Below are 13,474 nucleotides of genomic sequence, written 5' to 3' on the forward strand. Positions count from 1 at the left end.
CCTAAATCAAAAAAGTCAAAGCTTATGTCTACAGCTATAGCGATCGTCGGAGTTGCTATAGCCTATGGGATATTTGCCCTAATCGCTCAAAAAACAGCCGCAGTATCTGATGATTTCACCCTAATTTGGCCCTCATCCGGTGTTGCCCTAGCCGCCATTTATCTCCTTGGTAATCCTATGGTTATTGGGGTTTTTTTAGGGACATTTTTGACCGATATTCTGTCCTGGATCGGTCACATAGATTCCCTATCCTCTAGAGATTTTTTGCTTTACTTTATAATCTGGTTTGGAGTTGCCTTTAACTGTTGGTTAGGGTCTTTTTTGTTGCGAAAAACCCTTAAATATCGCCACCCCTTCTATCGAATTTCAGATGTTTTAAAATTTTTAATCTTGGCCGGTATGTTGTCACCCATTGTCAGTACAACCCTAGGGGTGACTTCTCTTTATTTACAACACAAAATACCAGTAGCAATTTATGGAGAAGTATTTTTTTCCTGGTGGATCACGGAGGTTGCTGGTATATTTGTCCTTGCTCCATTGCTGTTATGTTTAGCCCATTCCATTGAGCTAAACCAACGGACGATCCAAAAATGGTTACGAATGCGTAACCTTGATGATTTTAAGAGACAAATAAGCCAACTTTTAGATCGGGCAAATTCTCAAAAAAATATTGAAGGCTTTATTTTACTGGCCTTAATTTATTGGGTGAGCAAAATCACATTTTGGGGAGAGTACCCCGTTGAGTATGTGCTGATTCCTTTGCTAACTTGGTGTGCATTTCGTTTTGGACAACTAGCCACCACATTTTTAATGGTGCTGGTTTCTGCTAATGCAGTGATGGCAACAGCAGAAGGGTTAGGAGTATTTGCCCGAGAAAATGTGAATGAATCCTTGATTTTCTTGCAATCGTTTATTACGGTAGTTGTGTTTACTTTGTTAATTCTAATCGCGGCGATTGCCGAACGCTCCCAAGCTGAAGATCAATTGCAATCAGCCCTTAATCGCCTAGCCCAAACCAATGAAGAACTCGAAGATCGGGTTCAAGCACGCACTGCCGAACTAGAGGTAGCCAAGGAAAGAGCGGAAGTGGCAAACCAAGCCAAAAGCACCTTTATTGCTAACATGAGTCATGAATTACGCTCTCCTCTTAATGGAATTCTCGGATATGCTCAGATTCTACAGCGCGATCGCGATACCTCTGCCAAACAAAAGGATGGACTGACCATCATTTATCAATGTGGCTCCCATTTGTTAACCCTCATTAACGATATCTTAGACTTGTCCAAAATTGAAGCCCAAAAGCTAGAACTCTATCCGACCGATTTTAATTTCCAGAAATTTTTACAAACCGTAGTAGACATTTGTCGAATTCGAGCCGAACAAAAAGAAATTGGGTTTGTTTATCGCGCCTCTACCCTTTTGCCTCAAGCGGTTCGTGCCGATGAAAAACGTCTGCGTCAAGTGCTGATTAATTTGCTCGGAAATGCAGTTAAATTCACCGATGAGGGACAAGTGATGTTTACCGTCACCGAGCAACCTAGACGAGGGAATGCCGCAACCCCTCAACCCATGCATTGGATTCGGTTTGAGATAGAAGATACGGGTGTGGGGATGGAAACTGAACAACTGGAAAACATCTTTCTCGCATTCGAGCAAGTGGGCGATCGCACCCGTCAAGATGAAGGAACCGGACTCGGATTAGCCATTACTCGCCAACTGGTAGAGATGATGGGAGGAACGATTAATGTTGCCAGTATTCCCGGAAAAGGCAGTCGCTTTTGGTTTAATCTCGAACTTCCTGGAGCCGAAGATTGGCAAGTTTTGGGCACAACACCCTTACAAATTTTTCCTTGTGGGTATACTCTAATCTCTGAGAATGCCCGTAATCTGCCGCTCAAGTTTTTGATTGTAGACGATCGCCCGGAAAATCGGTTAGTCTTAATAGATTGGCTTAAACCCATCGGCTTTACGATCCTCGAAGCCGAAAATGGCCAACAAGGCTGGGAGAGAGCCATCGAATCCGAGCCTGATTTAATTATTACCGATCTTGCCATGCCCATTATGGATGGTTTTGAAATGACTCAAAAGTTACGAGCCTCCGAAACCTTAAGCCAAATTCCCATTATTGCTTCTTCTGCCAGTGTATTCAACTTCGATCGCCAGAAAAGTCAAGCTGCCGGATGTAATGACTTTCTGCCTAAACCTGTACAACCCGAAGAACTGCTCGACCAATTACAGCAATATTTAGAAATTGAATGGGAATATAATACCCAAGAAACCCTTGAAGCTGTTCATGATTCCCCAGATTTAGATAATAGAGAAAGCGTGATTATACCGCCAGCCAGTGAACTGATTACCCTTCGTAATGCCACCCTAGAAGGCTATATTGCTGGCATTGAGTCAGAAGCAATGCGAATTAAAAATTTAGATCCACAATATCAGGCTTTTGCTCATCGTATCTTGCAATTGGCTAAGGATTTTGAGGACGAAAAAATTCTGGAAATCCTCGATACCTATAACCTTTAATTTTTACCTATGACAACTTTAAAATCTGCCTCCATATTAGTTGTAGATGATAATCCGACTAACCTGAAGGTTTTATTGGATTTTCTCCAACAAGTTAATTATAAAGTGACCATTGCTAAAAGTGGAGAAAATGCTCTCAGCAAAGCCATACGCAATCAACCCGATCTCATTTTATTAGATGTACTGATGCCAGGAATCGATGGCTTTGAAACCTGTAGCCGTCTCAAAGCTAATGAGCAAACCCGAAATATTCCCGTAATTTTTATGACGGCTCTTTCAGAAACGGTTAATAAAGTTAAAGGGTTGCAACTTGGAGCGGTTGACTATATTACTAAACCCTTCGATCATGACGAAGTATTAGCCCGGATTGAAGTTCACCTCGATCTTAAAGCGGCTCAACTCCAACTGATTCAAGAATTTGGACAATCGACCTTGGGAGAATTAGTCGCAGGTATTGCCCATGAAATTAATAATCCTGTTAATTTTGTCTATGGTAATCTAGCCCATGCTGGTCAATATCATCAAGAAATCATGCATCTTTTAGATCTATATGAAACTTACTACCCCAATCCTCATCCTGAAATTCAAGATTGGCAAGAAAAAATAGATTTAGATTTTCTGAAGCAAGATTATTTTAGGTTATTAGCTTCTATGAAACAGGGAGCAGAAAGGATTAAATCTACTGTCATTGCCTTGCAAACATTTTCGAGGCTCGATCAATCTGAATACAAGGCGGTTAATCTACATGAAGGGATTGACAGTATTTTTAGTCTCATTGAACATCGATTACAGCAAAAACCTTATAGACCGGCGATTAAAGTGGTAAAAAATTATTATGATTTACCCTTGATTCGCTGTTATTGTGCCCAACTCAATCAAGTCTTTATGAATCTATTGATTAATGGAGTTGATGCTATTGATGCTAAATTTTCTGCCCCAGAACAAGACAGAAACAATAATCAGACTCCCCAATTGAGCGTGACCACCTCTCTTGAGGAGCGTGATAACCGGAGATATGCCCAGATTCAGATTGCTGATAATGGAGTAGGGATGTCAGCATCTTTACAACAGCGTATGTTTGAGCAGTTTTTCACGACGAAAACAATGGGTAAAGGAACGGGGTTGGGATTGGCGATCGCCCGCCAAATCATTGAAGAGAAGCACCAGGGAATAATTGCTTGTCAGTCAGAACTAGGCCAGAGAACTGAATTTACGTTGCTTATTCCCTATCCAGATTAAGCATTAATCTCTAAGATCCACATTCAAAATATAGCGCCGCTCGCGCACAGAAGGGCCGCGCAGGACAATCCGGACGCGATCGCCAGAACGCACCCGCACCCTAAACTTACCTTGAGCATCTGTTGGCACTTCCCAGTTATTGACATACACAATATCCATCGGATTGGCTTGAGCCACAATCAACGCTCCACTACCCACCCTTGAAATTCTCCGGACTCTCAATTCAGATAAAGAGGGGGTAATTTCTTCTAGGGTTGGCGGTCGATCGGGATTAATCACCGAGTAATATCCCCGATTCACCAATTGTTCCCGACCTTGACTGAAGACTCCCACTTGACCCTTAATTGTGGAAATTGACGTTTTGCCATCTGGGCCCACATTCACCCCAAAAGACGTACCTCGCACCCCGGCAACCCCAGCCGGAGTCCTGACCCGCACTGGAGCCTCTTCCGTAGAATTGGATTGGGCAATATCTAGGCTCTTTAATCCCGTAATTTGCTCCTCGGTTTGCCCTAATAAACGCTCTGGATTACTCACCCAGGCAGAAATTGAAAATCTGGCTCGTCCAATAGCAATATAAAATCCCGTAATCGGTCGGTTTCCCCCTTCCAGGGTATCCACTTGAAAGGTCGTTTGTGGTGCTAATTCTACCAAACCAATTTGATTATCAATTCTTAATCTCGCTGTTGAATGCTTCCCCGTAATAATCTCATCCTCAGCATTGAGCAATCGATCGCCCACACGAGCAGGGCGACCATTAAACAAAACCGTACCGTTAATTTCTTCTACCGTAACCGATCGCACCCTAGGCGCTTGCGCCACCTGTAAACTTAAAGATTCACCTATTCCCGGTAAATCTTGGTTATACTCAACAGTAGCTTCAGGGTGCAGCGTTACAGATACCGAATCGGGCGGTTCTGCGGAACTCGCCGAGCTGTGTTGAGTCCAAAAACTAGAACTTAGAAGACTCAAAAATAGTCCTACTCGGAACAGGGTAGGAAACATTTGAGGAATATAGGAATCAAACAGCTTCATTTTTAATAGGGTGTTTTCAATTTTTGTTTGCTTGTTCAGTCGTCCTGATGCCAATCAGGATTATTTTTCCCTGTAAGATTGCAAGAACTAAATATGAATTGGCGATCGCCCTTTGTCCCCTTATCGCACATCAATTATCCCTTACCTCTGATGGGCTTGATTCTGTTTAGCCTGGGAGTAGCCATGGGAAAACCATCTTTTCCCGTTGAGTCTAGCCAGAATTTACAGCCCTTTGACCGGCTTACCCCTTTATCGGGGTCTCAACGGATCGCCAAAACCCTTGATGAAAATTCTCCAGACTCTATTTTTCAACAGGCCCTAGAATGGTATCAACAAGGAACAGCAGGAGGATTCGAGCAAGCGATTCCCTTGCTGAAAACGGCTTACCAATTGTATCAGGAACAGGGCCAGGTACAGCGATCGGCCCTGAGTGGTTTACTGTTGGGAATTGTCTATAAAAATTTAGGACAATTAGAGCCGTCTTTAGACTATGTGCAAGAGGCTTTAGACTTTTATGAGCAAAGTGCCGATCCGGTGGGAATGGCGGATAGTTTGAACCAAATGGGTTTAATTTATCAAATTCAGGCGGATATGGATCGGGCGCTTGAGGCCTATCGTCAGGCACTACCGCACTATCAACAGGTTGAGGATATTGGAGGAGAGGCCTATACGTTTAATAATATGGGTGTGGTTTACGATCGCCTCGGTCAGTATCAGCAAGCCCTAGATTACTATAACCGCGCCCTTCCCCTCTGGCGCGAAGTGGAAGATGGCTATGGGGAAGCGGCAACCCTGAATAATATGGGGATTATTTACGATCATTTGGGGAATTATGACCAGTCTTTACAAGCCTATGAGCAGGCCCTGGTGACCTATCGCACTCTTAAAGATCGGTTAGGGATGGCGCGGACGTTGAATAATATTGGTTTGTATTATGATGCAGTGGAGTTATCCCAACAAGCACTCACCTATTATGAACGGGCGCTACCCTTGTGGGCAGAAGTGGGCGATCGCCCTGGTGAAGCGAGTACCCTAAATAATATGGGTTATGTGTATGCGGATCGGGGAAATTGGGAAAAATCCCTGAGTTATTATGAGCAAGCCCTACCCCTATGGGAACAAGTGGGCGATCGCAAAGGAAAGGCGAGTACCCTAAATAACCTGGGCTATGTTCATGCGAACCAGGGAAAACCAGAAACAGCCCTAGAGTATTATCAACAAGCTCTAAGCATTCGGCAAGAAATTGGCGATCGCCCCAAAGAAGCCCTCAGTCTATATCGTATCGCCCAAGTGCAGCAGAAACAGGGGAAATTAGAAGAGGCACTGGAGACGTTGAAACCGGCGATCGCCATTATCGAAGATATGCGGATCGCCGTTGCCAGTCAAGAGCTACGCACCAGCTTTTTTGCCTCCAAACAGGACTATTACGAATTTTACATCGATCTCCTGATGCAAATGCACCAAGAGTCTCCCCAAAAGGGCTATGATGCTCAAGCCTTGCAAGTGAGCGAACAGGCTAGAGCCAGATCATTGTTAGATATTCTCGCTGGAGCTTCTGGGGATGTGAGTGCTGGAGTTAACCCCAGCCTCCTAGAACAGAAAAAAAGCCTACAACAGCAACTGAGCCTTCAGGAAGAGCGCCGGATACAGATTCTCAGTCGCTCCCATACTCAACGGGAAGCCGAGGAGATCGAGGAAACCATTAAAGTGCTTCTCGACCAATACCGAGCCGTACAAGCCCTAATTCGGGTCTCTAGTCCCCGCTATGCCGCCCTCACCCAACCCCAACCCCTCACCCTAGAGGAGATCCAGACCCAGGTTCTAGACGAGGATACCCTGCTGTTAGAATACTTTTTGGGCAAAGAACGCAGTCACCTGTGGCTCGTTAGTTCTACGGAGATCAAGAGCTATGAATTGCCGGGGCGCGAAACCATAGAACAGAGCGCCCGTGACTTTCGGGATGCCCTGACGATTCCGATTCAACGCATACGCCGTAAGGTGATGGAAGCAACTGCATTTGACCTCAGTGAGCAGATTTTAGGGCCAGTGGCTGATGAGTTGGGAGATAAGCGATTGGCGATCGCCGCCCATGGAGCCTTACAATATGTACCTTTTGCTGCTCTTGCTGTACCCGGTCTCCCGGAATATAAACCCCTAATTGCTAATCATGAACTCGTTCATCTGCCCTCCGCTTCCACAGTCGCCATCCTGCGACGAGAAACCCAAGGACGCAGCCGCGCCCCCAAAACCCTAGCGGTACTTGCCGATCCGGTGTTTGGGCAAAATGATGGTCGAGTCAGCAGCAATACCACCCGAAAAGCCCAACCCTTACCGCCAGATTTGGAGCGATCGGCCAAAGAATCCGGTGTCTTATTTGACCGCCTCCCCTACACCCACCAGGAAGCCGAAAGCATTTTAGCCCTCGTTCCTGCTCCAGAGCGTCTCGAAGGCTTTGGATTTAGCGCCAGTCGCGAGTTAGCCACCAGCAACGAACTCTCCCAATATCAGATTATTCACTTTGCCACCCATGGCTTAATGAATAGCACCAACCCTGCCCTATCTGGTTTAGTCTTTTCCTTAGTCAATTCTGATGGCGAACCCCTGAATGGGTTCCTAAGACTCCATGATATTTTTAACTTAAATCTCCCCAGTGAATTGGTCGTTTTAAGTGCCTGCGAAACCGGATTGGGACAAAATATCCAAGGAGAAGGATTAATCGGCTTAACACGAGGATTTATGTATGCAGGTTCTCCCCGCTTAGTCGTCAGTTTGTGGAGCGTCGATGACCAAGCCACGGCAAATTTGATGATTGATTTTTACCAGACCTTATTAACAGAAGGAAAATCCCCCAGTCAAGCCTTGCGGGAAGCGCAATTAGAAATGTGGGAAAACTCCTCCTGGTGGCAACCCTATTATTGGGCGGGGTTTACCTTGCAAGGGGAATGGCGGTAATTACAGCGCTTTGCGCTGTTGAGTAATGAGTAATAAGTAATCATTTCAACTCTTTTGATTTGAAGAGGCGGACAGTCCTGAACCTCAAGATTAGGGAAAAATGCTCAAGTGAAGTTGATATCAAGTCCGGTTTCCTCAAGCGGACATGAAAATGTGTTAAGAAGCGGGCAAGATGCCCGCACTCCTCGAATTCTTTGATATGACTGGAGTGGGAGCATCTTGCTCCCTGGATTTTTAATTAGGGTATTTCCGTTTCGCGGACATGACTGGAGTGGGAGCATCTTGCCCCCTGGATTTTTAATTAGGGTATTTCCGCTTCGCGGACATCAATAAGCGAACTTGATATGACGCATCCATTCAACCTCAGCGCTATGACAGCCCGATCGCGGGAAATCTTAAGCTTAATGAAACTCAATCTATATTGGGGTGATTCTGGATTACAAAGAGGGGATAGACCTTTACTATAAGATTCACCGACCTAGCATGTCACAACCAACCATTGAATCGATCCTCAAGGAAAAGCGTCAATTTCACCCCTCAGCCGAATTTGCTGGAAATGCCCACATCAAAAGCCTGCAAGAGTATCAGCAGCTCTGTGAAAAAGCCAAAGCCGATCCCCAAGCGTTCTGGGCAGAACTGGCAGAACAGGAATTAGATTGGTTTGAGAAGTGGGATCAAATCCTGGACTGGCAACCTCCCTTTGCCAAGTGGTTTGTAGGGGGAAAAATTAATATTTCTTATAACTGTCTCGATCGCCACCTGAAAACCTGGCGCAAAAATAAAGCTGCCCTCATTTGGGAAGGAGAACCGGGAGACTCGCGCACCCTCACCTACGCCCAACTGCATCGGGAAGTCTGCCAAATGGCCAATGTGCTGAAACAGTTAGGGGTGCAAAAAGGCGATCGCGTTGGCATCTACATGCCCATGATCCCAGAAGCGGCGATCGCCCTCTTAGCCTGTGCCCGCATTGGCGCACCCCATACCGTCATTTTTGGCGGCTTTAGTGCCGAAGCCCTCAAAGACCGCCTGGTGGACGCAGAAGCCAAACTCGTCATTACTGCGGATGGAGGTTGGCGTAAAGATAACATTGTACCCCTCAAGCCCCAAGTGGATAAGGCGATCGCCGATAATGCCGTTCCCTCCGTCGATAACGTCCTCGTCGTCCAACGCACCAACCAACAAGTTCACATGGAACCAGGGCGCGACCACTGGTGGCACGACCTACAAGCCGGAGTCTCTGCAAACTGTCCCGCCGAACCCATGGACAGTGAAGACATGCTCTTCATCCTCTACACCTCCGGAACCACCGGCAAACCCAAAGGAGTCGTTCACACCACTGGCGGTTATAACCTCTATACCCACATGACCCTCAAATGGGCCTTTGACCTGCAAGAAACGGACGTTTATTGGTGTACCGCCGATGTCGGCTGGATTACCGGCCACAGTTACATTGTCTATGGCCCCCTCTCCAACGGAGCCACCACCGTCATGTACGAAGGGGCCCCCCGTGGCTCTAACCCCGGTTGCTTCTGGGATGTGGTCGAAAAATATGGCGTAACCATCTTCTATACCGCCCCAACCGCCATTCGCGCCTTCATCAAAATGGGAGAACATCACCCCAACGCTCGCGACCTCTCCTCCCTGCGGATTTTAGGCACAGTGGGCGAACCCATTAACCCAGAGGCTTGGATGTGGTATCACCGCATTATCGGCCATGAAAAATGTCCCATTGTCGATACCTGGTGGCAAACGGAAACCGGCGGGTTTATGCTCACTCCCCTACCCGGAGCCATTCCCACCAAACCCGGTTCTGCCACCCTACCCTTCCCTGGCATTTTGGCCGATGTCGTAGACCTCGAAGGCAACCCGGTAGAGGATAATCAGGGGGGCTATTTAGTGGTGCGTCATCCCTGGCCGAGTATGATGCGAACGGTTTACGGCGATCCCGATCGCTTCCGGCGCACCTATTGGGAACATATCCCCCCCAAAGATGGCCAATATCTCTACTTTGCGGGTGATGGAGCGCGTAAAGATGAGGATGGCTATTACTGGGTTATGGGCCGGGTTGATGATGTGGTGAATGTGTCTGGACACCGGTTAGGAACCATGGAAATTGAATCAGCTCTGGTTTCCCATCCCTCCGTTGCTGAGGCGGCAGTCGTCGGGAAACCCGATGAACTCAAAGGGGAAGAAATTGTTGCCTTTGTGACTCTAGAAGGAACCTATAGTGGTTCGGAAGCGCTAGAAAAAGAGTTAAAGCAGCATGTGGTGGCTGAAATTGGGGCCCTAGCTCGTCCCAGTGAGATCCGCTTTACGGATGCTCTGCCGAAAACGCGATCGGGTAAAATTATGCGTCGTTTACTGCGCTCTCTTGCCGGAGGACAAGAAATTGCTGGCGATACTTCCACCCTAGAAGACCGTAGCGTACTGGATAAACTGAGGGAAGATTCCTAACCGTAGTGCCGCGACTGCCCTAAATGCCGATGGACGAGAGGAGTGCGAGCGTCTCGCTCGCTAGAGAAAAGCCGTTTAGAGGAAAAGCAGCGAGCAAGATGCTCGCACTCCTCAGAGGAAAAGCAGCGAGCAAGATGCTCGCACTCCTTAGAGCAAAGGCAGCGAGCAAGATGCTCGCACTCCTTAGAGGAAAAGCAGCGAGCAAGATGCTCGCACTCCTTAGAGGAAAAGCAGCGAGCAAGATGCTCGCACTCCTTAGAGGAAAAGCATAGAGCAAGATGCTCGCACTCCTCAGAGGAAAGCAGCGAGCAAGATGCTCGCACTCCTTAGAGGAAAAGCAGCGAGCAAGATGCTCGCACTCCTCAGAGGAAAAGCATAGAGCCAACTAGCTCCCAACCCAGACCCATTGTTTCGGCTGTCGCCGACATGATAATTGTTAATTGTTCATTATTCATTGTTAATTCATATCACTGATGGTCACAACCCCTGATTTTTCCTTCTTTCCCCCCCGTCTCTTAGCCACGGATTTTAATGATTTTATTGGCTTAAATTCTACTCCAGGTCAAAATTCCCTCATTAACTATGCGGGAGGACTCTGGGCCCTTGCTGGAAACGACACCATCTATGGGTCTAGCCTGAGTGAGGTGATTTTAGGCAACCTGAATAACGATCAATTGCGAGGGGGGCCAGGAGGCGATCGCCTCTTGGGAGGACAAAACGAAGACCTCCTCTTTGGTGAAGACGGAGATGACCTCCTGCGCGGAGACCTCGGAGATGACCAACTCTTCGGAGAATCCGGTAATGATACCCTCAGAGGAGGTCAAGGAAACGATATCCTCGATGGAGGTATCGGCCAAGATTTTATTATGGGAGATTTAGGCGTAGATAACCTTGCTGGTGGAGCAGGCTTTGATACTCTAGTTTTTCGTACCGATGAAGCTAACGTTAACCCCAATTTCGTCGATCTGATCCTGGACTGGAATCCCACCCAAGACTCTATTGGTCTCACCCATGGATTAAGCTATTCTAACCTCGGCTTTGATACCAGTCGTAACTTAGCCGGAGGAGGAGCCAACGATACCTTAATTATTATTGGCTCAACGGGTCAAAGTTTAGGCATTGTTGTAGACTATACCCTAGGTTTAGGGCCTGCTAACTTTATAAACATTACTCCGAATGACTTACAAGTGGGATCTAATGTCTTTTTTCCTCTGATCCCCTAAATTTAAGACCAGCAGGAAATAACACCAGCGCTCTTGTAGTCTGGAATAACTTAAATCATAGCCATCCATATTTAGTGAGGATAGAACTTTGGCAACCACCCTTTTTGACGGAACCCTAGGAACTCGGCCGGCTCAACAAGGACAACTGAGCTTACAACAAGTCGATCCGCCGCCCCTAGCTACTGCGGCCACTGAAACCCTAGGCAATAATCGAGTTACTCTCAATACAGATTTTACCGGAAATGGAGAGACTGGCTTTGTGGGTTACACGAATTACCAGGCAACCAGCCTACAACCGTTTCAACTCGCTCCCGTTAATGCCAATTTTCCCAACCTCGATCCAACCGATGGCTATACTTTGTCGTTTAATCTGGGCATTAATTCAGAAAATAGCCCCGATCCCACTCGGTTCGGGTTTAGTGTCCTAGCTGTCAGTAATGGGGGTCAAAGCGAGATTGAACTCGATTTTGAAACGAACAAGATTTCCGCTCCTGCTACAGATTTTAATTCGGCCACTGAATCTGTTGATTTTGATACGACTAATGCGACGAACTATATCCTGGCAGTCGAGGGGAATAACTATACCCTTTCAGCCGACGGAACCGAAATTTTAACGGGATCTCTTCGCAACTATAACTTTAATCAAGCCACTACTCCCTTACCGTTTAATCCTTATGACACCTCCAATTTCATATATTTTGGAGACCTAACGGGTCGGGCGAGTTCAACCTTTTCTTTGGGTTCTGCTGCTATAGAAGTGGGGACAGCATCCAATGATCCCACAGACCCTACAGATCCTACAGACCCCACAGATCCCACAGACCCCACAGACCCCACAGACCCTACAGACCCCACAGATCCCAATCCGACGAATCCAGCTCCAGGACAACCTCCAAGCGATCCAGTCGCGCCTCCAAGTGACCCTGTAGCGCCTCCGAGTCCAACGCCCACGCCGACTCCAACGCCTAGCGATCCGACTCTCACTCCTGACTCAGGATTTCCTATTCCCCGTCTGATTGCTACGGATATTGATGATGTAATTGTGCTGAGTGCTACAGAAGGGACAAACTCCTTAGTCAATTATGCAGGCGGAGTGTGGGCGTTAAATGGGAATGACCAGGTTTCTGGGTCTTCCTTAAGTGAGGTGATTTTAGGGAATGAAGGGAATGATAACTTACGGGGAGGGGGCGGTGGCGATCGCCTTTTAGGCGGTCAAAATGAGGATTTTCTCTATGGTGAAGATGGGGACGATCTCCTGCGGGGAGATCTGGGTAACGATCAACTTTCCGGAGATGCGGGTAATGATGTCCTGCGCGGTGGACAAGGGAACGATTTGCTCAATGGTGGAGCAGGACAAGACCTACTGATTGGCGATTTAGGCCTTGATTTACTCACCGGTGGTGCAGATATAGATACCTTCGTTTTCCGCACCGATGAAGCGACTGATAATCCCGGTTTAATCGATCAAATCCTCGATTGGAATGGGACACAAGATTTAATCGGTTTAACCAATGGTTTAAGCTTCTCTGGCTTAGAGTTTGACACCAGTCGCAATTTAGCTGGAAGTGCCGCCAATGATACGTTAATTCGCATTGCGGCAACCGGACAAAGTTTGGGCGTTTTGGTGGATTATACGGGGGGCTTGAGCAGTGGCAATTTTGTGGCGATGTCTGCCGCTCAAATGCAAGTAGGAGCGGAAGTCTTTTCTCCTCCCATTCCTTAATTGTCAAAGTATGGGAGATGCCGAAAACTCGGTGAATGGATTATAAGGATGAAGGCTAAGAGTCTCTTAAAACCTGCTCTTAGCCTCTCTCCTGATTCCCCAATCATATCAAGTTCGCTTATTCATGTCCGCGAAGCGGAAATACCCTAATTAAAAATCCAGGGGGCAAGATGCCAGTCATATCAAAGAATTCGAGGAGTGCGGGCATCTTGCCCGCTTCTTAACAAATTTTCATGTCCGCTTGCGGAAAATCCCCCTTAAAAAGGGGGACTTTCCTATTCCCCCCTTTTTAAGGGGGGCAAGGGGGGATCTTTTCCTACTG

Annotated in this window: 8 protein-coding genes; 7 read left to right on the forward strand and 1 reads right to left on the reverse strand. The window is 47.0% G+C overall.

The window, feature by feature from the left end; translation table 11 throughout:
* Positions 1–24: 24 nt before the first annotated feature.
* Both PMG71_RS06385 and PMG71_RS06390 read left to right on the forward strand, forming a co-directional pair.
* Positions 25–2,526 (forward strand): MASE1 domain-containing protein, encoded by a 2,502-nt coding sequence (locus PMG71_RS06385; protein ID WP_283752819.1) that lies wholly within the window; start codon positions 25–27, stop codon positions 2,524–2,526.
* Positions 2,527–2,535: 9 nt separating this feature from the next.
* Entirely contained in the window at positions 2,536–3,765 is a 1,230-nt protein-coding gene (locus tag PMG71_RS06390) for a hybrid sensor histidine kinase/response regulator (RefSeq protein WP_283752820.1), read from the forward strand.
* A gap of 3 nt (positions 3,766–3,768) precedes the next feature.
* Here PMG71_RS06390 and PMG71_RS06395 read toward each other — a convergent pair whose 3' ends face one another.
* On the reverse strand, positions 3,769–4,800 hold the full coding sequence (locus PMG71_RS06395) for a FecR family protein (protein ID WP_283752821.1): 1,032 nt from the start codon (positions 4,798–4,800) through the stop codon (positions 3,769–3,771).
* 78 nt (positions 4,801–4,878) lie between these two features.
* Here PMG71_RS06395 and PMG71_RS06400 point away from each other — a divergent pair, with 78 nt between their 5' ends.
* From PMG71_RS06400 to PMG71_RS06420, 5 genes are all read left to right on the forward strand, one after another.
* Positions 4,879–7,752 (forward strand): CHAT domain-containing protein, encoded by a 2,874-nt coding sequence (locus PMG71_RS06400; RefSeq protein ID WP_283752822.1) that lies wholly within the window; start codon positions 4,879–4,881, stop codon positions 7,750–7,752.
* A gap of 483 nt (positions 7,753–8,235) precedes the next feature.
* Positions 8,236–10,206, forward strand: coding sequence for an acetate--CoA ligase (gene acs, locus PMG71_RS06405; RefSeq protein WP_283752823.1), 1,971 nt, complete (start codon positions 8,236–8,238; stop codon positions 10,204–10,206).
* Between the two features lie 23 nt (positions 10,207–10,229).
* Positions 10,230–10,478: a hypothetical protein gene (locus tag PMG71_RS06410; protein WP_283752824.1), complete on the forward strand. Its 249-nt coding sequence runs from the start codon at positions 10,230–10,232 to the stop codon at positions 10,476–10,478.
* 201 nt (positions 10,479–10,679) lie between these two features.
* Positions 10,680–11,429 (forward strand): calcium-binding protein, encoded by a 750-nt coding sequence (locus tag PMG71_RS06415; protein ID WP_283752825.1) that lies wholly within the window; start codon positions 10,680–10,682, stop codon positions 11,427–11,429.
* An 88-nt stretch (positions 11,430–11,517) separates the two neighbouring features.
* Positions 11,518–13,152: a calcium-binding protein gene (locus PMG71_RS06420; RefSeq protein WP_283752826.1), complete on the forward strand. Its 1,635-nt coding sequence runs from the start codon at positions 11,518–11,520 to the stop codon at positions 13,150–13,152.
* Positions 13,153–13,474 lie beyond the last annotated feature (322 nt).

The sequence above is a fragment of the Roseofilum acuticapitatum BLCC-M154 genome (assembly GCF_030068475.1).
GTDB classification, from domain to species: Bacteria; Cyanobacteriota; Cyanobacteriia; order Cyanobacteriales; family Desertifilaceae; genus Roseofilum; species Roseofilum acuticapitatum.